This window comes from Enterobacter sp. 50793107 (genome assembly GCF_001463365.1).
Classification (GTDB): Bacteria; Pseudomonadota; Gammaproteobacteria; order Enterobacterales; family Enterobacteriaceae; genus Enterobacter; species Enterobacter cloacae.
In genome coordinates this window covers 1-24,021 of record NZ_LNII01000138.1, presented here as the reverse complement: position 1 = coordinate 24,021, position 24,021 = coordinate 1, and the positions used below count along the sequence as shown (strand labels likewise).

21 protein-coding genes, 2 tRNA genes and 1 pseudogene are annotated in these 24,021 nt (G+C 54.2%); 6 read left to right on the top strand and 18 right to left on the bottom strand.

Annotated features, from left to right (window positions below; all coding sequences use genetic code 11):
- Positions 1-15: 15 nt before the first annotated feature.
- Together APU11_RS17840 and APU11_RS28140 are read right to left on the bottom strand one after the other, a co-directional pair.
- Complete coding sequence (locus APU11_RS17840) at positions 16-1,182, bottom strand: MFS transporter (RefSeq protein ID WP_040023026.1); 1,167 nt, start codon at positions 1,180-1,182, stop codon at positions 16-18.
- Positions 1,183-1,345: 163 nt separating this feature from the next.
- Positions 1,346-1,435 (bottom strand): YnhF family membrane protein, encoded by a 90-nt coding sequence (locus APU11_RS28140; protein WP_020688313.1) that lies wholly within the window; start codon positions 1,433-1,435, stop codon positions 1,346-1,348.
- A gap of 297 nt (positions 1,436-1,732) precedes the next feature.
- On the opposite strand from APU11_RS28140, the gene purR reads away from it, so the two are divergent.
- Positions 1,733-2,758: an HTH-type transcriptional repressor PurR gene (gene purR, locus APU11_RS17830; protein ID WP_013096929.1), complete on the top strand. Its 1,026-nt coding sequence runs from the start codon at positions 1,733-1,735 to the stop codon at positions 2,756-2,758.
- Positions 2,759-2,774: 16 nt separating this feature from the next.
- On the opposite strand, the gene punR is transcribed toward purR, so the two are convergent.
- The gene (gene punR / locus APU11_RS17825; RefSeq protein ID WP_013096930.1) at positions 2,775-3,686 is read right to left on the bottom strand and encodes a DNA-binding transcriptional activator PunR; all 912 of its coding nucleotides are present in this window, start codon (positions 3,684-3,686) and stop codon (positions 2,775-2,777) included.
- Positions 3,687-3,801: 115 nt separating this feature from the next.
- Between punR and punC the strand changes: the two genes are divergently transcribed.
- Both punC and cfa read left to right on the top strand, forming a co-directional pair.
- On the top strand, positions 3,802-5,001 hold the full coding sequence (gene punC / locus APU11_RS17820) for a purine nucleoside transporter PunC (protein ID WP_038980360.1): 1,200 nt from the start codon (positions 3,802-3,804) through the stop codon (positions 4,999-5,001).
- 298 nt (positions 5,002-5,299) lie between these two features.
- Positions 5,300-6,448 carry a cyclopropane fatty acyl phospholipid synthase gene (cfa, locus tag APU11_RS17815; protein ID WP_013096932.1) on the top strand — a complete coding sequence of 383 codons (1,149 nt, stop codon included), beginning with the start codon at positions 5,300-5,302 and terminating at the stop codon, positions 6,446-6,448.
- Between the two features lie 32 nt (positions 6,449-6,480).
- Here the strand turns inward: cfa and APU11_RS17810 are convergent, their stop codons facing one another.
- A complete protein-coding gene (locus APU11_RS17810) occupies positions 6,481-7,122 on the bottom strand; it encodes a riboflavin synthase (protein ID WP_040023023.1) in 642 nt (213 codons plus the stop codon).
- Positions 7,123-7,348: 226 nt separating this feature from the next.
- Between APU11_RS17810 and mdtK the strand changes: the two genes are divergently transcribed.
- The 3 genes from mdtK (at position 7,349) to APU11_RS17795 (ending at position 9,033) form a co-directional block, all read left to right on the top strand.
- Positions 7,349-8,722 (top strand): MdtK family multidrug efflux MATE transporter, encoded by a 1,374-nt coding sequence (gene mdtK / locus APU11_RS17805; RefSeq protein WP_013096934.1) that lies wholly within the window; start codon positions 7,349-7,351, stop codon positions 8,720-8,722.
- Between the two features lie 153 nt (positions 8,723-8,875).
- Positions 8,876-8,952: transfer RNA gene (locus APU11_RS17800), tRNA-Val, on the top strand.
- Between the two features lie 4 nt (positions 8,953-8,956).
- Positions 8,957-9,033: transfer RNA gene (locus APU11_RS17795), tRNA-Val, on the top strand.
- Between the two features lie 301 nt (positions 9,034-9,334).
- Here APU11_RS17795 and APU11_RS17790 read toward each other — a convergent pair.
- The 14 genes and pseudogenes from APU11_RS17790 to APU11_RS28495 form a co-directional block, all read right to left on the bottom strand.
- A complete protein-coding gene (locus APU11_RS17790; RefSeq protein ID WP_040023021.1) occupies positions 9,335-9,814 on the bottom strand; it encodes a hypothetical protein in 480 nt (159 codons plus the stop codon).
- A gap of 42 nt (positions 9,815-9,856) precedes the next feature.
- A complete protein-coding gene (locus APU11_RS17785; protein WP_040023019.1) occupies positions 9,857-10,498 on the bottom strand; it encodes a hypothetical protein in 642 nt (213 codons plus the stop codon).
- Positions 10,499-10,690: 192 nt separating this feature from the next.
- Positions 10,691-11,134: a type VI secretion system baseplate subunit TssE gene (gene tssE / locus APU11_RS17780; RefSeq protein WP_040023017.1), complete on the bottom strand. Its 444-nt coding sequence runs from the start codon at positions 11,132-11,134 to the stop codon at positions 10,691-10,693.
- Position 11,135: 1 nt separating this feature from the next.
- Positions 11,136-11,678, bottom strand: coding sequence for a type VI secretion system lipoprotein TssJ (gene tssJ / locus APU11_RS17775; RefSeq protein WP_040023015.1), 543 nt, complete (start codon positions 11,676-11,678; stop codon positions 11,136-11,138).
- Positions 11,653-12,711, bottom strand: coding sequence for a type VI secretion system baseplate subunit TssG (gene tssG, locus APU11_RS17770; protein ID WP_080396972.1), 1,059 nt, complete (start codon positions 12,709-12,711; stop codon positions 11,653-11,655). The genes tssJ and tssG overlap by 26 nt, the downstream gene beginning before the upstream one ends.
- Positions 12,705-14,471 carry a type VI secretion system baseplate subunit TssF gene (gene tssF, locus APU11_RS17765; protein ID WP_040023011.1) on the bottom strand — a complete coding sequence of 589 codons (1,767 nt, stop codon included), beginning with the start codon at positions 14,469-14,471 and terminating at the stop codon, positions 12,705-12,707. The genes tssG and tssF overlap by 7 nt, the downstream gene beginning before the upstream one ends.
- Before the next feature lie 29 nt (positions 14,472-14,500).
- Positions 14,501-16,078 (bottom strand): type VI secretion system protein TssA, encoded by a 1,578-nt coding sequence (tssA, locus tag APU11_RS17760; RefSeq protein WP_060578683.1) that lies wholly within the window; start codon positions 16,076-16,078, stop codon positions 14,501-14,503.
- Positions 16,078-19,494, bottom strand: coding sequence for an ImcF-related family protein (locus APU11_RS17755; RefSeq protein ID WP_040023007.1), 3,417 nt, complete (start codon positions 19,492-19,494; stop codon positions 16,078-16,080). Before APU11_RS17755 ends, tssA begins: the two co-directional genes overlap by 1 nt.
- 21 nt (positions 19,495-19,515) lie before the next feature.
- Positions 19,516-20,697 (bottom strand): hypothetical protein, encoded by a 1,182-nt coding sequence (locus APU11_RS28395; RefSeq protein ID WP_040023005.1) that lies wholly within the window; start codon positions 20,695-20,697, stop codon positions 19,516-19,518.
- A 3-nt stretch (positions 20,698-20,700) separates the two neighbouring features.
- On the bottom strand, positions 20,701-20,958 hold the full coding sequence (locus tag APU11_RS17745) for a PAAR domain-containing protein (RefSeq protein WP_040023003.1): 258 nt from the start codon (positions 20,956-20,958) through the stop codon (positions 20,701-20,703).
- Between the two features lie 9 nt (positions 20,959-20,967).
- Positions 20,968-21,501, bottom strand: coding sequence for a hypothetical protein (locus APU11_RS17740; RefSeq protein WP_058651519.1), 534 nt, complete (start codon positions 21,499-21,501; stop codon positions 20,968-20,970).
- A gap of 126 nt (positions 21,502-21,627) precedes the next feature.
- Positions 21,628-22,563: an SUMF1/EgtB/PvdO family nonheme iron enzyme gene (locus APU11_RS17735; RefSeq protein ID WP_155686880.1), complete on the bottom strand. Its 936-nt coding sequence runs from the start codon at positions 22,561-22,563 to the stop codon at positions 21,628-21,630.
- A 30-nt stretch (positions 22,564-22,593) separates the two neighbouring features.
- The gene (locus APU11_RS17730) at positions 22,594-23,565 is read right to left on the bottom strand and encodes an SUMF1/EgtB/PvdO family nonheme iron enzyme (protein ID WP_058651517.1); all 972 of its coding nucleotides are present in this window, start codon (positions 23,563-23,565) and stop codon (positions 22,594-22,596) included.
- Positions 23,565-24,021 (bottom strand): annotated as a pseudogene (locus APU11_RS28495) (hypothetical protein); the annotation flags it as partial. The pseudogene APU11_RS28495 and the gene APU11_RS17730, both read right to left, overlap by 1 nt.

Genomic DNA, 24,021 nt, shown 5'->3' with positions numbered 1-24,021 from the left:
CCCTTCTGCGTTTTTTTATTCGGCAGCACAGGCCGCTTCAGGCTGTTTACGACCCGACATCATCACTAACAGCAGGCCAAGCGCGGCAATAATGGCCCCCATCACCGGCACAAAGCTGTATCCCAGACCACCCGAAATCACAGCACCGCCCGCTGCGGCACCAAGCGCATTGCCCAGATTGAACGCGCCAATATTCACCGACGATGAGAGGCCCGGCGCCTCATGCGCGACGCGCATAACGCGCATCTGCAGCGGCGGAACCACAGCAAAGGTGGCCGCACCCCAGACGACCATCGCAATGGCCGCGCCAAACTCATTACGCGCCAGCCAGGGAATGGCAATCATGATGACAATCAGCAGGGTCAGAAAACCCTTCAGCGTTCCGCTCACGGAGCGGTCAGCAAATTTCCCGCCCAGATAGTTACCAATCGAGAAGCCCACGCCAATCAGCACCAGCATCGCGGTGATAAAGATCGGCGTCGCGTGAGTGATGTCATGCAGCACCGGCGAAATATAGGTGTAAAGGGTAAACATCGCCCCGGCCCCCAGCACGGTGGTGAGCAGCGCAGAAAGGACCTGCGGACGCATCAGTACCGACAGCTCTTTACGAACTTCAGGACGCTCACCAGTGCTGCCTTTCGGCAGAGAGAAGAACAAGGCCACCATCGCGACAACGCCCAGTACGGCGGTTGCGAGGAACGACATACGCCAGCCAATGACCTCACCCAGCCAAGTGGCCGCAGGAACGCCGCCAATGTTGGCGATGGTCAGGCCCATAAACATGGTTGCCACGGCACTCGCCTGCTTGTGTTTGGGCACCACGCTTGCCGCCACCACCGACCCCAGCCCAAAGAAAGCGCCGTGGTTAAGGCTTGTCAGGATACGTGACAGCATCAGCGTGGTGTAATCAGGTGAAATGGCGGAGAGCACGTTGCCAAGGGTAAAGATAGCCATCAGGAAAATCAGCGCATTGCGGCGCGCTCGGTGGGAAAGCAACAGCGTCATCAGCGGTGCCCCTACCATCACACCAATGGCATAGGCGCTGATTAACATCCCGGCTGCAGGGATAGAGACGTCCACACCGCGGGCGATAACCGGTAAGAGTCCCATAGGGGAAAATTCAGTGGTGCCAATCCCAAAAGCGCCAATCGCCAGGGCCAGCAGGGGAAAATTGATTTTCATGCGTCAACTCCGGATGCCGTGTCATGTGGTGACACAGAACAAAGAAGCCGAAAGCATGACATCAATCACAAAAAATGAGAAGTTAACAAATTGGCAAAAGATTTTTGCCGGAGATGTAACAATCAGGACGAGCGGGAGAGAGCGAACGCCCCCTCCGCGTAAATCAGTGCAGTGCAGCCGTCAGACCTGCAGCAACAATCAGCGCCAGCACAATAACGGTGGTGAACAGCGAAAACTTCAGATCGGAACTCATCAATTTTTCTCCTTTTAATCCCCCCACGAAAAGTGAGCTTGCTCATTTTTACACAATTTACGTCAAAAATCTTCCAGGATTTAAACGGATAACCACTTTAGCTCTTCCCCTTTTCATCAAGATAGGACAAAATTCCACGCTAAATTTATTAGCGTACCGGCCATTGACCCCCTCCTGACGTCCCGTGTCGTTTTCCTGGCGTGCCGCAATTCAAGATTGCGTGATAAGGGTGAGAGAAGGCAAACGTTTACCTTCAAGGTTTTCAGGAGTTTAGGATATGGTCTGGAGTGACATTTAATGGCAACAATTAAAGACGTAGCAAAACGCGCAAACGTTTCCACTACAACCGTATCACATGTAATTAACAAAACCCGCTTCGTGGCGGAAGAGACGCGCAACGCCGTCTGGGCGGCAATCAAAGAGCTGCACTACTCGCCGAGTGCCGTTGCGCGTAGCCTTAAAGTTAATCACACCAAATCCATTGGTTTGCTGGCGACCAGCAGTGAAGCGGCCTATTTTGCCGAAATCATCGAAGCGGTTGAGAAAAACTGCTTCCAGAAAGGCTATACCCTTATCCTCGGCAACGCGTGGAACAATATTGAAAAACAGCGCGCCTATCTGTCGATGATGGCGCAAAAGCGTGTGGATGGCCTGCTGGTGATGTGTTCCGAATACCCGGAATCTGTCCTGTCCATGCTGGAAGAGTATCGCCATATCCCGATGGTGGTGATGGACTGGGGCGAAGCGCGCGCCGACTTTACCGACTCCGTCATCGATAACGCCTTCGAAGGCGGTTATATGGCGGGCCGCTATCTGATTGAACGCGGTCACCGTGAAATAGGCGTGATCCCGGGGCCGCTTGAGCGCAACACCGGTGCTGGCCGTCTGGCCGGGTTTATGAAGGCGATGGAAGAAGCGCTGATCACCGTGCCGGAAAACTGGATCGTGCAGGGCGACTTTGAGCCGGAGTCTGGCTACCGCGCCATGCAGCAGATCGTTTCTCAGCCGCATCGTCCAACGGCGGTGTTCTGCGGCGGGGACATCATGGCGATGGGGGCCCTATGTGCAGCCGATGAGCTGGGCCTGCGCGTGCCGCAGGATATTTCCGTGATCGGCTATGACAACGTGCGCAACGCGCGCTTCTTCACGCCTGCGCTGACCACCATCCACCAGCCGAAGGACTCCCTCGGTGAAACGGCCTTCAATATGCTGATGGACAGGATCGTCAACAAACGTGAAGAGTCGCAGTCCATTGAAGTTCACCCGCGCCTTATCGAGCGCCGTTCCGTTGCGGATGGTCCATTCCGCGACTACCGTCGTTAATCTCGTGTGGAGCCAGCTAAGCTGGCTCCCGTAGCCATTCCCGGTTAAGCGTTTCGCTGTCTCCCAGATAATCCAGTAGCCATGCCATGGCGGGCGACACATCATTTTGTTGCCACGTCAGGCAGCAGGCCGCATCCGGGAACGGATTCTCCAGCGTCAGCTCGACCCATTCACCGGTATCGATTCTCGGCTTAGCGAAATGGACGGGAACCATCGCGACGCACAGCCCGGCGCTGAGGCAGGTCGCGGAGGATTCCCAGTCCGGCGCTACCACCCGCCGCTGGTTATCAAGAAGCCAGGTAATACGTTTTGGCAACGAGCGCGAGGTATCCTCCAGCACCAGCGACGGCCAGTTGCGCAGCGTGTCGTCACTCAGCGGTCCCTCCAGGGCAGCCAGCGGATGATCGTGTGCCACGACGCATTTCCAGCTCAACATGCCCATATCGCGAAACGCATAGCGCCCCCCGACGGGGATCGCCTGGGTTGCGCCAATCGCCATCTCTGCCCTGCCGTCCGCCAGCGCGTCCCAGACCCCGTTGAATACCTCCTGCGAGACACGAAGTTCAACGTCTGAAAAATGGCGATAGAAATCCACGATCATCTGCCGGGTACGCTCCGGCTTAACGATATTGTCCACGGCGATGGAAAGATGTCCGCGCCAGCCGTTGGCGATCTGCTGGCACTGTTCGCGGGTGATCTGCATTTTTTTGATAACAGAACGCCCTTCTTTCAAAAACCACGCGCCAGCAGGCGTTAATTCCACATCGCGATGCCGCCGTTCGAACAGCGGAACCGCCAGCCACTCTTCAAGCTGCCGCACCGTGTAGCTGATAGCCGAAGGGACGCGGTGCAACTCCTGTGCCGCACCGCTAAAGCTGCCGTTACGCGCGACAGCATCCACCACTTCAAGAGAATAATCTGACCACATTTTCTGCCTGCAAAAAATTTGAATGCAACCGCCAAATATTAGCGTTTCACAACCCGCTTTGCACTCCCTACACTCTGCGCCAGTGTCTACCTGCCTCCTCAAGGAGAATAAAACAATGCAACCCAGGAATGGATTTTTAGTCTGGCTCGGCGGTTTGAGCGTGCTGGGCTTTTTGGCCACCGATATGTACCTGCCCGCGTTTGCGGCGATGCAGGAAGATCTGCAAACGCCAGCCGCGGCCATCAGCGCCAGCCTGAGTTTGTTCCTCGCCGGTTTTGCCATCGCACAGCTGCTCTGGGGCCCGCTCTCCGATCGCTTCGGGCGTAAACCGGTGCTGTTACTGGGCCTGGCCATTTTTGCCGCAGGCTGTCTGGGAATGTTATGGGTACGCGATGCGACCTGGCTGCTGGTGCTGCGCTTTGTGCAGGCCGTCGGCGTCTGTGCCGCGGCGGTAACCTGGCAGGCTCTCGTGACCGACTACTACCCGGCCAACCGTACCAACCGCATTTTCGCCACCATTATGCCGCTGGTTGGCCTGTCACCCGCCCTCGCTCCCCTGCTGGGCAGCTGGATCCTCGCGCACTTTGACTGGCAGGCCATTTTTGCCACGCTGTTTGCCATCACCCTGGTACTGATGCTGCCAGCGTTTGCCCTCAAGCCCGCGCATAAAAAAGAGGCGCATGCTGACGCTAAACCGATCACGTTCCTCTCCCTGCTGAGCGCCAAAGCGTATCGTGGTAACGTCCTGGTCTATGCCGCCTGCTCGGCGAGCTTCTTCGCCTGGCTCACCGGCTCGCCGTTTATTCTGCACGATATGGGATACAGCCCGGCCGCCATTGGCCTGAGCTATGTCCCACAGACCATCGCCTTCCTGCTGGGCGGATATGGCTGCCGTGCGGCGCTGCAGAAATGGGAAGGCCAGCAGATGCTGCCCTGGCTGCTGGCGCTGTTTGCCTTGAGCGTGGGCGCGACCTGGGCCGTTGGGTTTATTCCAGGCGTCGGTCTGGCGGAGATTTTGATTCCGTTCTGCGTGATGGCGGTGGCTAACGGTGCCATTTACCCTATCGTGGTCGCACAGGCGTTACGTCCTTTCCCGCAGGCGACAGGACGCGCCGCGGCGCTGCAAAATACCCTGCAACTCGGCCTGTGCTTCCTGGCAAGCCTGGTGGTGTCAGCGCTGATTGCTACCCCGCTGTTAACTACCACCAGCGTGATGCTGGTCACCGTTGCGCTGGCAGTAATGGGTTATCGCATGCAATCCGCCGCACAGCGCGAGCTTGAGAACCACGCACAGGCGGAGACGTCGCACGCGTAATCACTGGGGAAAATATGTAACATTTCAGTGATTAGGTTGCTAAGAATTTTCTATTGAATCACCAAATTTTGAGGCCTATACTAAATTTGGTTCGATTAAATACGATAAATATTAAGTGTTAACGGGAGCCGGAGTGCTCCCGTTTTACCATGGAAGGCATTTCGGCAAGGGTTATCTCCCTTCCTCTGTTCTACGTCGGATACTAGCCTCGCGGTATTTACCGTGAGATTTCTCACAAACCATAAAAAGCGTCTACGCTGTTTGAAGGTTCTGATCACAGTAAGGTGATGGAGAAGCTATGAGTTCATCGTGTATAGAAGAAGTCAGCGTTCCGGACGATAACTGGTCCCGGATCGTCAGTGAACTGTTAGGTCGTGCAGGCATCACTATCAACGGATCTTCACCCTCCGATCCGCAGGTCAAACATCCCGATTTTTTTAAACGCGTACTGCGCGAGGGATCGTTAGGGCTGGGCGAAAGCTATATGGATGGCTGGTGGGATTGCGAGCGGCTGGATATTTTCTTTGCCAGCGTGTTGCGCGCCGGTCTGGAGAACCAGCTCCCCCGCAATATAAAAGATACGTTGCGCGTCGCCTCCGCCCGTTTGTTCAATCTGCAAAGCAAAAAACGGGCGTGGATCGTGGGCAAAGAGCACTACGACCTCGGTAACGATTTGTTCAGCCGCATGCTGGATCCCTTCATGCAATACTCCTGCGCCTACTGGAAAAAGGCGACAACCCTCGAAGAAGCCCAGCAGGATAAACTGCGTCTGATTAGCGAGAAACTGCAGCTGCAGCCCGGCATGCGTGTGCTGGATATCGGCTGTGGCTGGGGCGGTCTGGCGTATTTTATGGCGAAGCACTACGGTGTCAGCGTGGTCGGCGTAACCATTTCAGCCGAACAGCAAAAAATGGCCCGGGAGCGCTGCCAGGGTCTCGACGTTGATATCCGTCTGCAGGATTACCGCGACCTCAACGAGCAGTTTGATCGCATTGTTTCCGTGGGCATGTTTGAGCACGTGGGGCCGAAAAATTACGACACCTATTTTGAGGTGGTGGATCGTAATTTAAAACCCGACGGCATTTTCCTGCTGCACACCATAGGCTCTAAGCGCACGGACAATAACGTTGACCCGTGGATCAATAAATACATCTTTCCGAATGGCTGTTTGCCTTCCGTTCGCCAGATTGCCAACGCCAGCGAAAGCCACTTCATTATGGAAGACTGGCATAACTTTGGCGCGGATTACGACACCACGCTTATGGCGTGGCATGAACGTTTCCAGCAAGCGTGGCCTGAGATTGCAGACAACTATTCTGAACGATTTAAACGGATGTTCAGCTATTATCTGAATGCCTGCGCAGGTGCGTTCCGCGCGCGTGATATTCAGCTCTGGCAGGTGGTCTTCAGTCGCGGGATTGAACATGGCTTACGTGTGCCGCGCTAAAAAATAACCCCGGATATCCGGGGTTATTTTTTTTATTCTTCTTCGGTGGCCTTTATTATGGCCGCCTCTTTCGCCGCCAGCACACGCTCGACGGTATCCACCACCGCCTGGGTTTGCGGATCGATTTCGATATTCACACGCTGCCCCAGTTTTTTCGCCCCCAGCGTCGTACGCTGTAGCGTTTCCGGAATTAAATGCACGCAAAAACGCGTCGGCGTCACTTCTCCGACCGTCAGGCTAATCCCATCAATACCAATAAATCCTTTATACAGGATGTATTTCATTAATGACGGATCCTGCACTTTAAACCAGATTTGACGGTTATTTTCAGAGGTGACAATTTTCGCCACTTCGGCGGTGGTCATGATATGGCCCGACATCAGGTGGCCGCCAATTTCATCGCTGAACTTCGCCGCACGCTCTACGTTTACGGTATCGCCCACCACCAGTTCGCCCAGGTTGGTGATACGCAGCGTTTCTTTCATTAAATCAAAGCTAATCTGGTTGCCATGAATTTCGGTCACCGTCAGGCAGCAGCCGTTATGCGCAACCGAGGCACCGGTTTCGATGCCATCCAGCATATATTCTGGCAGCTCAACGACGTGGGTACGGAAATTAGGTTTTTCATCAATGGACACCACTTTAGCGGTGCCCTGCACAATACCAGTAAACATGCTTACAACTCCTGTATTTTCCGGACGGTGGTGACACCGTTTAATCCCACCACAATAACAGTTGGAAATACAGGTTGCCAGAGCAGCGCATTTTCTGGCGATTTTTTCACTAGATTAATAGCTAAAGCCCGCTACAATAGCTGGCACCCCCTCTGCTTTTTCTTCTTGCTGCCAGTTACGGCGGCTTTTTTAGTCTCTCATATAACTACAAAATAAAGGTGTTCACGTGCAGAAGTACATGAATGAAGCGCGGCAGTTATTGGCACTGGCTATCCCGGTGATCATCGCGCAGGTGGCCCAGACCGCAATGGGATTTGTGGATACGGTGATGGCCGGTGGCTACAGCGCCACCGATATGGCCGCCGTGGCAATCGGAACCTCTATCTGGCTTCCGGCCATTCTCTTCGGTCACGGCCTGCTGCTGGCACTCACGCCGGTTATCGCCCAGCTGAATGGTTCCGGCCGACGTGAACGTATCGCCCATCAGGTGCGCCAGGGCTTTTGGCTGGCTGGATTTGTCTCCGTACTGATTATGATTGTGCTCTGGAACGCCGGGCATATCATTCGCGCCATGCATAATATCGACCCGGCTCTGGCAGACAAGGCCGTGGGGTATCTGCGCGCCCTGCTCTGGGGTGTACCGGGTTATCTCTTCTTCCAGGTGGCGCGTAACCAGTGCGAAGGCCTGGCAAAAACCAAGCCGGGGATGGTCATGGGCTTTATCGGTTTACTGGTCAACATTCCGGTGAACTATATCTTTATTTACGGCCATTTTGGTATGCCGGAGCTTGGCGGCGTAGGCTGTGGCGTGGCAACAGCGGCGGTGTACTGGGTGATGTTCTTTAGCATACTTACCTTTGTTAAACACGCCCGCTCCCTGCGTGATATCCGTAATGAACGTTCATTCAGCACGCCGGACTGGCACATTATGATGCGTCTGGTACAGCTGGGGCTGCCCATTGCGCTGGCACTGTTCTTTGAAGTGACTCTGTTTGCCGTGGTCGCCCTGCTGGTCTCGCCGTTGGGCATTGTGAACGTGGCCGGACACCAGATTGCGCTGAACTTCAGCTCGCTGATGTTCGTCCTGCCGATGTCGCTGGCGGCCGCGGTCACCATCCGCGTCGGCTTCCGTCTGGGGCAAGGTTCAACTCTTGATGCACAAACGGCTGCGCGCACCGGGCTGGGCGTGGGTGTCTGTATGGCGGTCTGCACCGCGCTTTTCACCGTCGCACTGCGGGAGCAAATTGCCCTGCTCTATAATGACAACCCGGAAGTGGTGATGCTGGCATCGCATCTGATGCTGCTGGCAGCGGTATACCAGATCTCTGACTCCATCCAGGTGATCGGCAGCGGCGTACTGCGTGGTTATAAAGATACCCGCTCCATCTTCTTTATTACCTTCATCGCCTACTGGGTGTTGGGTCTGCCGAGCGGTTACATTCTCGCGCTCACCGATCTGGTGGTGGATCGCATGGGGCCCGCCGGGTTCTGGATCGGCTTTATCATCGGTCTGACCTCTGCGGCTATCATGATGATGCTGCGTATGCGCTTCCTGCAGCGTCAGCCATCCACGGTAATTTTGCAACGCGCCGCACGTTAAATACACAGTAGCCGCCTGCTGGCGGCTACTTTCTCTTCACTTTGCGCGGTAATGAAGCAATCGCGTGAAATCAGAGAGAAAAATGCATTTTGCCTCTTGCCACTGCGGTGCTGTGCCGCTAATATTCGTCCCCGTTGTCACCGACAACACGTTGCGTTCATAGCTCAGTTGGTTAGAGCACCACCTTGACATGGTGGGGGTCGTTGGTTCGAGTCCAATTGAACGCACCATTTTGCGTCTGTAGCTCAGTTGGTTAGAGCACCACCTTGACATGGTGGGGGTCGTTGGTTCGAGTCCAATCAGACGCACCATTTCGTTACCCCCCCGAACTTTCTTGCTAAGTACATTTTTGGCCTTCCTTCTCCCTCCCGTTTTTTTTTCACGTTTCTGCAGACTGTACCACTCGTGGACGCAAAATTTTTCAGTCGCAGGGACTGCATCGTTGCCAAGAGAAAGGGGCAAATGTCTGGACATGCGAGGTGAAAGCGCCATGAAAATAGGCCCCTTGAAAGAATTTGTAGTCATGGAGCCACAAAGGATCTTTGGCGACAATATCACTGTGAACAGTCCGTGGCTGAAACTTGCCACGGAGGCAGGATAATCCCCGAAGGTTCAGGCCAGGCAGTCAACTGCCCGGAAAAAAAGCTCTTCTGTCATGATGGCATTTTCCTTTACCCCCTGGTGCTCACGCCGGATAAACCAGCCCTCTTCCGGCGCCATGCTCAGGTAAAACACCTGGCGGATACCGGGCGCATCAACCCGCATTGTCACACAGCCCCTCTCCGCACCACGACAGAGTTGCTCCGGAATAATACTGACGCTGCGGTCTCCGTTCACCAGGCGAAGGGTGGCGATGTCGTACCGGCATATGCCACTGCTGAGGCTGAATCCAATGGTGCTCAGGTCGTGGATGTGTTTTGTCGCGGTGATGACTTCAATCCCGCTGCCCTCAAACCACCCGCAAATCTGCTGCGTCAGTGCATCCATCCGCTTGCGGAATGCCCGGATTTCCGCTTCCGCTGATGTGGGACCGGGCGGGGTACTGTCGTTATTCTGCTGCACTTTTCTGAAAAATCGTTCTCTGGCTGACACGCTGTCGTCCCTGTTTACTGTTCACATTCTGTTAAAGCAGATTCAGCGCGCCATACGCTGACCTGCCATTTTCTTTTTTCTTCTCAGCCGCTCACGCGCCTTCTTTACTGACAATCGGCTCCGGTGTGGGAACAGTTTCAGCAGGTCCGGAAACAGCAGATGGTCATTTCTGGCAAGGAGCATCCGCTCCTCCTCACTCCATATCCGCTGGCCGGCGCTTTCGCTCCCCTGATACCGGATACCCATATCGCAGGCCTTTAATTTCACCGCATCTGCCGTGCGCCCCGACAGGCGGTCTGCCACCGCAACCCCTTCCTCCGGATACCAGGTCGCCAGAATCTGCTCCTCTTCCCGGATCCAGATCCGGGCACTCACCACGCCCAGCCTGTTCGCCATCCACTGAATCGTCCCCCGGTTGCGGCCCGGCAGCAGCGTCATGACATGCGCATACCCCTTCGCATAATGCACACGGACAATCTCTTTTTCTTCATCGCTCCAGGTTTCGATGGGTTTATTACCGGACGAACACCCCATCAAACGCGCCGCCGCCCTGACGGAGGCGGGCGAGCGCCCGAGCCGTTCTGCTATCACCACGGTCGCTATGCTGCCGTAGTGTTTTTCCACAAAGTCCAGTTCACGCAGGGTCCAGGGTGTCCGGTGGTTGCGGTAGCGGGAATGATTCATCGGGTGCAGTTCCGTGGGGTTGTTTTAACTCAGGGTATAATGGCCCGACAGTATACCCGGGCTATTCCGTTCAGCAGGGCATAAAGGGTAATCAGCTGCTGAGTGCGCTAAGAATGTCCATACCTGCACGCACAGGCAGCGGCCAGATACGTTCGGATTATGTCGTCATGACGGTTTCAGCCTGACTAAAAATCAGAGTACATCATGGGTATCAAGATACTGCTGCTGTTTCAGGTGGCGGATTAACACCTTGCCCTCCGGCATAAATTCCGTACCGTAACGGACCAAACCGATGCCCTTCAGCTCCGCGTCGATGGCATAGCGCAGCTCGCCCGGCTGCGTCTGCTCCTGCATCACCACGGTAATTTTGCTCAGGCGCGGCTCGTATTTCAGCAGCACGGCCGACAGTATAGTAATCAACTGGTGAGCGGTACCCGGCATGCCCTGAAGGATTTTTGTCATATCCGGCAGACCATAGTCCGGCAGGTGCGCCAGCGTACCGGTGCGGCAGTTAAGAATGCGCTGCATATTATCCAGCACTGACAGGATAAGCTGATTCTCCTCGCTGACGCTGTGCAGGTCGAGGCCGCCGGAGAAGTTGCCGAACAGTGTCTCATAGAGGGATGGGCGCGGCATCTCAGTCCTCCTTCAGGGGCTGAAGGATCAGGCGGTTATTACTGGCTTCGATGATGCGTGGTTTGTCCGGGTCGAGATCGTCCCGTGTGAGAACCAGACGCCAGGTATCATTCGTCTGATCCGGCGCCATAAACATCCCCGCTACGGCGACAAACTGCGTCGACTCATCCAGTGGCATATCCAGCGAGACTGATTCTCCCGGTCTCAGACGAATATCTTTTTCGTCCACAAGATCAGCTCTGACGGCCTGGCTGTCATCAGCAAACAGTGACGGATAGTCCGTACTGTCGAAGGCCTTACGATCTTTCAACTGATAAATACGCACGACCGTCGCAAGCGATGCCCCTTTCGCGTTGTTATTCACACCTGATCGCGCCTGAATATCCAGATGCAGGGTTTTTATCTGTTTGTAAAAAATGGACTTCGTTACTGAAATCGTCCCGTCCTTGACGGTCTGCGTCAGGCCACAACCGGTTAAGGCTGTCGCGAGTGCTAATGCCAGCAACGTCATTGTGGTATTACCAACGGTAATTGCCATCTTCATCGCTCTCCCTTCGGTGAATATTTTCCTGAACGCGCTGATAACGTCCCAGGTTAATGGTGATAATGTCATGTCTGTTTTGTTGCGAACTGAGCGGCCGGAGCACTGCCGTGCGCCCGATCTGTACGGCCTGATTTTCGTCGCAGGCCAGCCGGGCATCCGGCAGCAGGTTCCTCGCCACGCACAGCTGTAACCGCACGTCGAGATGTGAACCGAGAAATACATGCAACAGCGCCATTAAATCGCCGTGCAGTTCTCCGCTAGGCAGCCAGCCACACACTTCTTCGGGATTACAGGTGGACAGACGCAGCAACACCTGGCCGTTAACATCTGTTCCGTACGTGCCCATCACGGGGCGGTGGTGCAGGTTGACCGGGTGCTGCGTACGCATGGCAAGCTGATGTTTCAGCGGAATGCGGCAGCGGTCATGGTGATACACCTGAGCGCGGGTATCCGGCGCCAGTAACTGCACCAGCGCCTCCATCCCCTCTGCCGTTCGTCCGGGTAATAGCATGACCGGCAGCAGCGCCAGAAAACGTGACAGCGGCGCGGCGATATTTTCCGCACAACCGGCTATCCCCAGCCCGGCCAGCCCCAGCAGGTATTGCGAGGTGTTATCGGTCCCACCCGCTTTATAGGTTGCAGGATATGAATACTTGCGCCAGATACGGTAATACTGGGTAATCAGCCGGTGGTTAAAGATATCGAGAAAATCCCGCGTCGCTTCATACCCTTCACGGCGCTGCGCGATATCGTCAACATAATGCGTCGGCAACGGCGACTCCACGCCGTACAGCCCTATAAAGGTGATGCGGAACGACGGCGGCAGATGCGGGTGCTCCGGTTCCGGGTCTTCCATGCCCCTGATTTCTCCAGCAGGAAAGCCCATCCCCGGATGCGGTCGAAAGCGCACCGGCTCCAGGCCGACCCGCCAGTCGCTGCCGGGCAGCGGCGCCTCCGGCAGACTCTGCTCCAGCAGCTGGCAGAAACGGTAAAAATTCATGTACGGCAACTGATGCCGAACCCGGTTTAGCATCCGGGCAGACGCGGACTGTGGTTCTCTTTCCACCGGATACACTTCCCTTCTGGCTGAATAATTAGCGTGAGCTGGTTAAACTGGTTCATATCGGCATACAGGGCAAAAAAGCGGTTCAGCATTTCCCCAAACAGATGTATATCTCCTTCGCCAGTGAAGCCGTTGCTATCGAGCGTCACTTCCACATCCAGACCGCGCAGTAAAAAACCCTCTTCAAATCGCTGAATACGGTGATGTCTGACCTCCTGAATGGCGTCCAGACGGCGGTTGTTCAGCTCATCATCCCGCCAGTTATAAAGGGCGAGCGTGCCCCGTAGCACGGCAGCGCTGCTCATCATATTTAGAAAGCGGGTGCCGAGATGGCTCATCACCCGCCAGTGAAAGCGATCCTCCGCTGGCGGGTACGCCGGGAGCGTTGGTTTGCACAGATTGCGCACGGTAAGGGGCGTTCCGGATACCTGTTCGCAGTGGTCCAGTAGCGTGCTCTGTAGCGCCCGGCGCGGTAACTGGCCATTGGTGCCGGTGATGCGCAATGAGACCGTTTCCCGCGCAATCTCCCGGTCGGCCTCCCATTGCCCACCCCCCAGTATCAGCCAGGTGTCGTGCATCCCGCTCACACCCCGTTTCACTCGGGTGTGGTAATAGCGTTCCGGTGCGTAGCGGCGCATCATCCCGCCCTGATGACGAAAACTGGTGAACGGCACATAACGCGCATTCCCGGTGCGTCCGGAGCCAGTGACGCTATCCACGGAGTAAATCTCAGTATGCCCGTCCTGAAGGCGCTTCGGACGCAGCAGGTATTCGTTTTCCAGACCGCTGATGGTCAGCGGGTCAGCCTCGAGCGTGAACAGGTTAATCACGGGCACACAGTGCAGACGCAGTATATCGCGGGTCACCGGCAAATCGCTCTGCCAGACCTGGCTGAACACTACCTCGATATCGAAATGTGCTGTCCCCGGCGGGAGCGTGATGCTGTCCAGACCATTGAGATGCACGAACATAAATTTTTCGCGGAAGGTGAAATATTCCAGCAATAACTGATAACCGCTGAATGCGCTGCCCCCCTTCGGCCAGAGACGATCCTCTTCGCCAAAGCCACCCGGCGAAAACCAGCCGTCGAGGCGGATGCGGTCCGTTTGCCCTGGCAGGCGCAGGTACAACCCGGCCTGACGTTTTGTCAGCCACAGATGGAGTGCCGTGCCCGTAACGGCGTCTTCCCCAAGGAAGAGCGGCAGGCGTTTCAGGCTCACCTGCGACCAGTCCGTCTGGCCGCTACAGGTAAAACGGAGCCGCAGGGCAGAGCGGCCGTCCGGCTCCGTGGTCATCACCACGTCCGACACCGCCATCGGGTTCAGCGTCACATCGCGGGTGGTGCGGTAGCGGCAGACGGTATTTTTTGGCCCCACTGGACGGGAAAAGATTTCCAGTCCGGCGGGGATAACGTCATCCATTTTCATCGACGGCACGTCCGGGCTGAACGCCACCACCGACAGCGAAGGAATGGTCCGCATATAGTGCGGCCACAACATGCTGACCAGCCCTTCCGTTAGTTCCGGCAGGTCATCATCGATTTTTTTGCGCAGGCGGCCCATGGAAAAAGCAAAACCTTCAAACAGGCGCTCAACGTACGGGTCCGGCGTACCGGCCTTGTCCAGGTCCAGCATCGCCGCCCGATCAGGGTGAGTCTGTGCGAATTCCTTCGCCGCTTCGCGCAGGTAACGCATTTCAGCGTCAAAATAACGCAGGGTTAAATCATCCATTTATATTCTCAGCGTTCAGGGAGTTGACGTCAGCCGCACAGTACTGCAGCTTTCACCGGGTCTGTCGCAACCAATCCGGCCAGCAACTGTTCCATTAAGGGGCTCAGGCGTGCCCTTTCAGCCTCACTGCGCCCGGCCTTCATGCGCAGCAGCTTCAGACGGCGGGCTTTCACCTCAAACAGCAACCCGGGCTCCCACTGCGTGAGCGTGACGGCGGTCGCCCCGCCGTCCAGTTCACCCAACAGGTGCAGCGCCAGTTCATTTTTCCCGGTCTGTTCCGCTACGCGCGCCATCAGCAGGCGCAGCAGCCAACGGTTGCGGGTCGATGTGATACCCGGACGGTTCTGCAGCCACACAAGCGCAACCTCTGCTCCTTCGCTATCCGCAAGCGCCAGAGCCTCCGGCTCCAGTTGCAGAATGTCGTCATCACCCGGAACGACCGCAGAACTGAACGTATGGTTCTCCGTCCAGCCTGCCGGGTTATCCAGTACCTGCTGCTGTATCCAGTTCAGCGTCACCTCGTCGGCAAACGGCGTGCCGTCATTAAAGGCCAGCGTCTCCAGCCCAGCCAGGCGTGAGAGGAGCCCCTTCAGGTCGGACTGAATAATGGCCGCCTCGTTTTCATAACCGGATTTCACCAGCGCCTGATGCAGGTACCACTGCACATCCAGCCACAGGTGATTAGCCCCTCGCGACAACAGGCTGTCTGCCTCTTCGATCAACTCCCGCCAGCTCTGCTGCAGATACAGACGTTTCAGCAGCGCCCGCTGGTCGGGTTTTGGCTGTTCAATGCGGGTCCGACCGTCCGCCAGGAGCGGTGGCAACTGGCGCAGGGTATCGTGACGCAGGTTTTTTATCAGGCGGTGAGCGGCCAGCCAGCCGTCCGGCTGGTTTTTCAGGTAATCAGCCAGCACACGGGCCTGTGCCAGAAGCTCCTGGCCTGACACAATGCCACTCAGCAAGGGCACGCTGGCCTCTGTGGCGGCAGTATGGCCAGTGTCGCTGACGTTTTGCGGTACCACAGCCTGCGGACCACCGGATTTTTGCAGCCGGGCTTCCAGCGCAGTATAAAGCGCAGCGGGTAAAGGCGTTTCCGCGCCCTGCTCCAGCAGCATCAACGCCCCCGCAATACGTTCATTGTCGGAATTGTTGACTTCCGGATAACGCGACAGACTGTTGAGCATTCTGGAACTGGCAAGCCACTCCAGCGCCCCCTGACGGCTGCGTTCACGCTGTGGATGCAGTTGTGTGTCAAAACGCAACATCAAAGCAGCCATCAACTCAAGACCATCCGCCAGGCCTGCCTCACCATCACGATGCAGGCGCGCCCAGGCGTAATAAGAAGCCACGCGGATATCTTTCGTGGTGGTGAGCAGCAGCTTTTCGCCCAGCCGACACACCAGGTCCGCATCCGGGCCGGAGAATTTACTCACCTCCTCCCGCATTTGCTGGAAATCGTCATCATAGCCCGGTTCGTCCCCGGTCGGATTATCAGCTGACAGCGGCTGTAACCAGTTTTCCCATAACGCCAGACGCTGTTGCGTCCTGGTAACCACGTCAGCCTCAATAGCCTGGCAGGCGTTTATCAGTGTCTGAACCGTTGCCATCAGTACGTCTCCTCTGTCGTGTCTTCGTCCTCTGGCAGGTGTTCATTTGCCGGTGCGCTGACGCTGAATATGGTTTTCGGAAGGGTGAAGTTACGTAGTTTCAGTAACGCCAGCGGCCCTTCTCCCGCTTCGGTGCGCAGGGTGTAGTTCAGCGGCCTGCCGTCCGGAGCCTTCCAGCTCAAACTCCAGCTACTGCCTGACCCTGGATACGCGCTAACCTCAGCCTTATCCAGCAGGCGTATCCAGCCCCATGCACCGGACATGTCGGCATATTGCCGCGTACCGGCCTGGGTACTTATCCAGCTCAGGGCTGCGCCCGGTGCTTCCGTGTCCGCAGGCCAGGATATTCGCTTCCAGGCAGGCATCTGATTCATATAGGTAAGCCTCTGGCTGTCAATCACAAGCTGGGTCTGCATAATGCCATCAGCCGTACCGGGGCGAAGCTCAAACGACAGCCCGGCCTCCCCACGAGTAAACACCACATCCGAAATGTGGCTCAGTGTATCCACCGCCTGTAAGAATTTGGGATTAAAGGTCAGGCCCTGAGCATTGATGCTGTCCGGCACCCAGTGACTTCCTTCCTTATGCAACACACCATTCAGCCGGGTCTGTAAGAAACGGGTGATACGACCGGAATCAGCATTGAGGTACTTCGCCAGTAGTGGCAGGGAAACGTCGCTGCTGGCATCCTTAAAGGGATACCGTCCGGCAAAGGCCGTGTTCCAGTCGTCAACCACCGCGCTCTGCCATTGCGCATTTAGGCTTTCTGCCGCAGGCGTCAGGACCTGTTGCCAGGCCTGCTCCATCGGGCGCACAAAGACCGTCTGCCCGAAACCGCCCCACTCCTGCCCCAGTCCCGCCGCTACCAGGCTGCCGTAATCGCGGGTTTCGGTTAAATCCACCGCCTTACCCTGGAACACCGTCTGCGCCAGCGCCTGGGTCATTGCCTGTGGGTCGGTGGCATTGGTCACCTGTTGCAGGCGCAGGCGCACCTGAGTTACGCGGGTGAGGAAGGTCTGCAGGTTCAGACTGCTGGTCTGTGTTCCCCCCTCGCGATTGTCCATCAGCGCCAGCACCGGGCCGAAGGTGGCATCCAGCGGACCGTGTGTCCCCCCGCTCTGGTCAATGACCGGCTGTTTATTACTGCCGAGCAGGTTTCTTGCAGATTTAACCAGTGAATCCGCTATCGCTTCACCAGTCTCACCGGTGCGACCCTGCACACTGAGGGTGTTCATCAGCGCCACCAGAGGCGACTGACGGACATCCGCCATCAGGGTGAGTTGGTCAATGGCATCTGACAGGGTGGCGGTTTTTCGAAGCCGCAGGCTGTTGAGAAAATCCAGCCAGGCGCCGCTGTAATCCGCGAAATAGCGTGCCGTCAGGCGTTGTTTCAGCGCCTCCGGCGAGACCTGCTGCATCATGTGTTGCTGGCTGTCACTCAGCACCCAGTCCATTTCTTCGCGACGTTCCTTTACTACATTATCGATGGCGGGCTGTACCGCTTCGTCCCAGGCCTGTCGGGTAAACATCCCCGGCACGACCCCATCGGTGGTGAACAGGCGCGACGCCTCCGTGTCGCCGGTCATGTCCGCCAGACGCATATCGGCATACTGGTTCGCCACCTGCGCGAGCATCTTCTGGTAGAGCGTGGACTCGCTATTGCGCCTCCCCATCTGGCGTATTAACAAAGTTCGGGCCTGGCTGACCAGCATATCGTCGGCATGCAGACGCCACTGAGGATGTGACATGAAGCTGGCGCCGTAAAAGGCCAGCAGCGAAGGCCCACGGCCCTGCCAGACGCTTTCTGTCACGCCTGAACGCTGCGGCCAGTCGTGCATCAGCGTAGCGGAGAACCACGCGGCGTCCATTTTTTTCGGACGCGCGAGCATCAGATAAAGTTTTAACTGGTCGTAAGCTGATTTTGCCAGCCGTTCACGCAGCGGACTGTCCGGCGGGAGCTCCACGAATGCGTTCAGCGCCTGGCGAAGATGGTTTGCAGCCGCATCGCGCAGCAGCGGCAGGGCGCTTTCGCCGTAGCGTGGAAACAGCGCCGCCAGCAGGGCATCGTTCTGGTTTAAGCCGCCGCGCGCATACCAGGGCACGCCGTGTTGCGCACGGTACTGTAAACGAGCAAGGGTTTTCTGCAGGTCAGACAGGGCGTGCAGACGCGCGGTCAGCGGCTGCTTCTCTGCAACGGCCTGCCGGACCTGCTCCTGCGCCGTCGCCACCAGGTGACGGTTGGCGACAAAGGAGACGGCCATGGATACGCCCCAGAGCACCATCAGCACCGCCACGCTCACGCCCGCCATCTGCGTCCAGCTGACGCCGGGTTTACGCGGGCGAAGATCTGCCGGTAAGGCCTGTGCCGACGCCGGGATGGCATCCCAGCGGTTGTCTTTGCCCCAGTGATGAGCAACGCTGCGCACGCCGCCGACCGTGACCGGACTGAACACCACACCGGCCAGCGGCAGCGGGCGATACGGGTTGAGCAATACCGATAAGGGGCCGGTCAGCGTTTCCGGCTCGCGGGTCAGCTGGTCGACCAGGCCGAGTAAAAAACCCTGCTGTGGTTTGTCGCAAATCTGCTGAATACCCTGCGCGGTGAGGGCCGGTATCAGGTCGCTTAGCTGGCGGGCCAGGGCCTCAGGTTTGCAGGCCGCTGACAGCTGGCACCCCACCGGCTGGGTAATCCGCCCCTGCTGCTCTCCGGCTCGCGGATGCAGCGACCAGACATACAGCGGCAGTTTCCAGCCCAGCGCGTCATAGCGCCCCTTCAGGGCGTGAGCCAGGGCGTCTATGGATTCAGGAGTCAGCGGCGTTGCCGGTTCAGCATCTGAACCCGCGAGGCGGTCAAACGCGGAGGTCACCCACACCATGCCATCCGCCGGGCGGTGGCGCAGTTTACGCAGCGCAGTAAGCCAGTCGGCATCCGCCGGTGCTGCCGGGTCACCGCCCCACAGCAGCAGCGTCCCCTGGTCTTCCTGCCAGAGTTCCTGCGTGAGTTTTGGGGTGAGCTGTTCGACGTCTGAAGCGCTGCCGGTTATCAACAGGATGCGGAGCTTGCGGCGCCAGCGACGACCGTATGTATGGCGAAGATACAGGCGTATATTTTTGAGCGTTTCGCTGTGTTTTTCTTTATCTGCACGCTTTGCTTCTTCCTGTTGATGACCTGTATCCGATAATTCACGAAGTTGCCGGATAAAATTCAGTGAGATGAGCCACTGCCACAACCGGAAAAATAAATCATCACAGAGCAGAATAAACAGGCAAAACCCGACCACTGCCAGCGATACTGTCTGTTTTTTCTCTGTAGTACGCAGTTGAACGAGGGGATTTTCAGCCCAGATGAGGAACCCGCCCACAGCCGCAATCAGCAGGATAATTAACCATGTACTGAGGCGTTTTTTCTTTTTCACATCACTATCCTTTGCGTAACATTATGCCGGACGGACAACAGCCATTTGCGTGGTTTTATCGCCAACAAGTAGCCACTGAGCCAGCCCTGAAGCAACCGCATGTTCACAGGCACAAATCAGGGTGATATTGCCCACCGCAGCCCCTGGCATGCCAAGAGAGTCATCCAGAACTTGTTCTCCTTTTCTTGCGGATATGTGTCCTGATTTATCCATCGCCTGAAGAACAGTTGCCAGCGCATCGCTTTTTACCTGCGTACGCCAGAAATACCAGGGCAATCCGGGTGTGATATCTCCCCAGCAAGCCACATCTGCGACCGATTCATCCGCGTCCTTTAACACAACCGGACGGTGTATCCACATTTGCGGTTTTACATGCTGGCGCTCCAGCCACGCAGAAGAGGCCAGCAAAAGAGCAGATACAGATTCAGTCTGCTGGTCACGGGCCTGCAAAAATAAGTTGATTTCTACACAGAGAAACAGCGTTTCATCCTGCTGGTCGAGCCATTCATCAATCCACATCAGGCCGTCATTTTCAGTATTGGCACTGACGTCACTGACAGAATATGACGCAGGAAAAACAGCCTGCCAGGCCATGATAATCTGCTCATTTTCCAGTGTGCCATCATGATGAAGACGAACAGAGAGTTTACCGGTGAACTGCGCCAGCTCGGTATGCAGTTGCCAGATGACGCTGGTCAGCTTCGATTCCAACCGTGACCGATACCCTGTTTTACTGAATGTTTTTAATGGCGGAGAGAGTGAGGCCGTAGTCAACACAGACTGGAGGACCGGGGAATATTGTGTCTGGCGCGCATTTCCTCCCTGTAAAAGCGCTGCGGCAAGTTTATTGCTGGCAACCGGCGTGATGTAACTCATCCCCAGAACACCAACAGCCTGCCGTCCCAGTAATATCCGTTCTTCATATTGCTCCCGGTGTAAATGGTTCCACCACAGCACACGATCGCGCTCATTCTCATAACTCCGCCTGCGGATAATAAAACCTGACAGACCAGTCAAAAAAGGCATGATAAGCGTACAAAACCAGAACCAGGCAGAGTGTGTGGATAACCCGGCAGGCCAGAAGGAAAGAACCAGAACCGCCCCTGCTATCACGCACAGAACAATGACGACCAGCCAACGGGTTTTATCCGGAGGAACGGGTAATGGTTCCTCCTTCGGGATCTGTTTAAGATCAACTGGCATATATCAGCGTTTCCCTGCATTGGGTAATGAAGAAATCAGCGTGCAACCGCAGCCGCAACGATGACCGTGAAGAGCAATGGGTTTGCCATTAATTTTCGATCCTTCATCACCTTCTGCAATATATGTTTTGCCATGAACAGGACAGAAGACTTTATCCATTAGACAGGCAACTTCCAGCCCCATAAATTTCACACCGGAGCTACCTTCAAGCACAGTGCCACCATGAGTGGTTTTATCATTAATGCGAATTACACCCTGCATAATCTCTCCTTAGACCAGATAATACACTGTCACGAGTAACACTACCGCAATAAAAATCATCCAGACCAAACGGGTTCCATACTTATCAGCAAGACTTTTTTTGAGTATCCATCCGGATTGTTCCACAATACCGAAAACAGGATTTTTTATATTTGCCGTACTGAATTTATAAGAGTACTGCTCTCCAATAGTACCATTTGTTTTTAACCCATATGATTTTCCAAAACTAAACTCTTTACGGCTACCCCACCGAACTTCCTTTTTGAAACCACATCTTTTTGCGTTTATCTCCGTTTCTATATCAATTGATTTCTCCCGGTAACTCACCAGGCTCTTTTCCTCATCAAACCGTAATATCAACTCATACTGTTTTTTTAGTCCGCCAATGCCAAATAACTCAATCCATTTCGCATCCACAATTTTCCATGAAGCAATTAGCTTATCTTTTTTCTCAATCACAGAAAATGGGATGTCGGCATTGTAGTTCAGCTCCAGAAGCCGGAATTTTAGTTCAGATAAGGAAACTGGTTGTTCACTATTCATATCACCCTCAATTATTATTAAAAACACCCTTTCGTTCTTAATGCGGTTTATATGTTGTCTTAATCGTATTGTCACAGCCACCGATAAAAAAAGCCACAACAACGCTGCGACAATATATTACCAATTTCATTTTATCGGCTCAGGTGAATTGACTACACAACGAACAGTAGTACCATCAGGGTAATAATTGTCTTTAATGTTATAACCACGGAAAAATGTCAACCCCACATCTCCTGTTGGGTCTGGATTACTCCCCCCACGCCGTACCTTTCGGTATTGCCCCGTATCCTCATCTTTATTAACGGGTTTATTCGGTCCTTGCGGGTCCTTTTTAGATGAATTGTTAAAGTAGTCAGGATCATACCAGTCCTTCACCCACTCATATCCATTCTCAGCCATACCATATAGTCTAAGAGGAGATGGTGGATATTTATCGACAGGAAAATGGATTAGAGATCCATTTATCCCAGTAGTATCCTCGGCTATTTGCCGATCTTCATCGGTAGCATAATTCTCGCCTTGACCACTTTTTTCATCCTCTCGCCAGGTGCCATCATCCGTTGCCACCAGAATATACTGACCCCGACTGCGCGCTGCGTACTCCCATTGAGCTTCTGTTGGAAGTGAAAAAGGGAGCCCGGTTTCCTTTTTCAGCCAGGTACAATAATTATCTGCTTCAGTCCATGTCACTATGGCCGGACTATTTTTAAGATGTGTCATTTCAGCTAACATTTCATTTTCGTATTTTTCTTTGAAATTCTGCTCAGGTAAACCTGCTATTTTGAGATAAAATCTGTAATCCTCATGGGTTACTTTAAATTTACTAATAGAATAACCTGTAAGTTCCACTTCATGAAGTGGCCTGGTGTCTTTCTCCGGTGAACAATAAGGGCCACCGTTACGCATCTTTTTGCAGAAATCTCCCATCCAGAATGTACCGCCTTTTACATACACAAGATCGGTTTTGACACGGTTTATATATTTCTGTAATTCTGCCTGTTCCTGCGGTGTATGCTGTACTGTCTTAGTAGCGTTATCACAGCCACTAATAAGCAAAATCAAAAAAAATACTATATAGATAAATTGTCTGTTTCATTTTATGGGCTCAGATGAATTGACTACACAACGAACAGTAGTGCCATCAGGGAAATTATTGTCTTTAATGTTATAACCACGAAAAAATGTCAAACCCACATCTCCTGTTGGATCTGGATTATTTCCCCCTCGCCGTACCTTCCGGTATTGACCTGTTTTTTTATCTTTAATAACAGGTTTTTCTGGACCTTGTGGGTCCTTTTTAGCTGAATTGTTATAGTAGTCAGGATCGTACCAGTCCTTCACCCACTCATAACCATTTTCTGCCATGCCATACAACCCAAACAGAGTCGGTGGGTATTTATCGACAGGAAAATGAACAGATGTACTATCAATTCCCGTTTTTTCCTCAACTGCTTGGCGATCTTCGTCGGTGGCATAATTTTCACCATAACCAGTTTTTTCATTTTTCCGCCAGGCACCATCATCCGTTGCCACCAGAATATACTGTCCACGACTGCGTGCTGCATATTCCCACTGAGCCTCAGTTGGAAGCGAAAAAGGGAGCCCGGTTTCATTTTTCAGCCAGGCGCAATAATTATTTGCTTCTGTCCAGGTCACGATAGCTGGACTATTTTTAAAATGGGTCATTTCAAAAAAAACATCATCATAACTCTTCTTTTTAAAATACTGCTCTGGTAAACCTGCTATTTTGAGATAAAATCTGTAATCCTCATGGGTTACTTTAAACTTACTGATAGAATAACCTGTAAGTTCCACTTCATGAAGTGGCCTGGTGTCTCTCTCCGGTGAACAATAAGGGCCACCGCTGCGCATTTTTTTACAAAAATCCCCCATCCAGAATGTACCGCCTTTTATATACACCAGATCGGCTTTAACACGGTTTATATACTGTTGTAATTCTGTCTGCTCCTGCAGTGTATGCTTTACTGGCTTAGCTCCGTTATCACAGCCACTGATAAGTAAAAAGAGAGTTACACTGCATAGATATAAAGCACGTTTATTCACTATTTATTCCCTTCCCACTTTTGTTTATATTGAGGATTCACCGGTTCAAAATAACATAACGATGTATAAAATGGATTATCATCACAATGTAACGCATATTGTTTACTGCAGTTTGGTGAAAACGCATAACCCCAGGCTGGATTACTCTTCAGGCGTTTAACTACCTCTTCAAAATCCCGTAGATTTAGCCTGTCAATAATATCCTCCAGTTCTTTATCCCGATTAAATCCTATCTGTAGAAATATTTTTAAATTTTTCTGAGCCAAATCAACTATTGCATCTTCATTACCGGGAAAAACAGTGCCATCTTTAGTGATTCGAGTCAGCACTTTCTTCCATTCCCGCTTAGTTTGAATACTGGATAAAATATATAACACTGCCGTTTTGCGTTTATTATTTGTATCAGGGAGAAATCCATCGCCCTGATTATTAATATCGATATGATCATATGCGCCA

Bases quoted from the DNA above. Each gene is read 5' to 3' on its own strand.
- APU11_RS17745 (WP_040023003.1), bottom strand. From the start codon at position 20,958: ATGCAGGGTGTAATTCGCATTAATGATAAAACCACTCATGGTGGCACT.
- APU11_RS17785 (WP_040023019.1), bottom strand. From the start codon at position 10,498: ATGAATCATTCCCGCTACCGCAACCACCGGACACCCTGGACCCTGCGT.
- APU11_RS17840 (WP_040023026.1), bottom strand. From the start codon at position 1,182: ATGAAAATCAATTTTCCCCTGCTGGCCCTGGCGATTGGCGCTTTTGGG.
- tssA (WP_060578683.1), bottom strand. From the start codon at position 16,078: ATGGCAACGGTTCAGACACTGATAAACGCCTGCCAGGCTATTGAGGCT.
- tssG (WP_080396972.1), bottom strand. From the start codon at position 12,711: ATGCTAAACCGGGTTCGGCATCAGTTGCCGTACATGAATTTTTACCGT.
- tssJ (WP_040023015.1), bottom strand. From the start codon at position 11,678: ATGAAGATGGCAATTACCGTTGGTAATACCACAATGACGTTGCTGGCA.
- cfa (WP_013096932.1), top strand. From the start codon at position 5,300: ATGAGTTCATCGTGTATAGAAGAAGTCAGCGTTCCGGACGATAACTGG.
- tssE (WP_040023017.1), bottom strand. From the start codon at position 11,134: ATGCCGCGCCCATCCCTCTATGAGACACTGTTCGGCAACTTCTCCGGC.
- punC (WP_038980360.1), top strand. From the start codon at position 3,802: ATGCAACCCAGGAATGGATTTTTAGTCTGGCTCGGCGGTTTGAGCGTG.
- punR (WP_013096930.1), bottom strand. From the start codon at position 3,686: ATGTGGTCAGATTATTCTCTTGAAGTGGTGGATGCTGTCGCGCGTAAC.
- tssF (WP_040023011.1), bottom strand. From the start codon at position 14,471: ATGGATGATTTAACCCTGCGTTATTTTGACGCTGAAATGCGTTACCTG.
- APU11_RS28140 (WP_020688313.1), bottom strand. From the start codon at position 1,435: ATGAGTTCCGATCTGAAGTTTTCGCTGTTCACCACCGTTATTGTGCTG.
- purR (WP_013096929.1), top strand. From the start codon at position 1,733: ATGGCAACAATTAAAGACGTAGCAAAACGCGCAAACGTTTCCACTACA.
- APU11_RS28395 (WP_040023005.1), bottom strand. From the start codon at position 20,697: ATGCCAGTTGATCTTAAACAGATCCCGAAGGAGGAACCATTACCCGTT.
- APU11_RS17740 (WP_058651519.1), bottom strand. From the start codon at position 21,501: ATGAATAGTGAACAACCAGTTTCCTTATCTGAACTAAAATTCCGGCTT.
- APU11_RS17810 (WP_040023023.1), bottom strand. From the start codon at position 7,122: ATGTTTACTGGTATTGTGCAGGGCACCGCTAAAGTGGTGTCCATTGAT.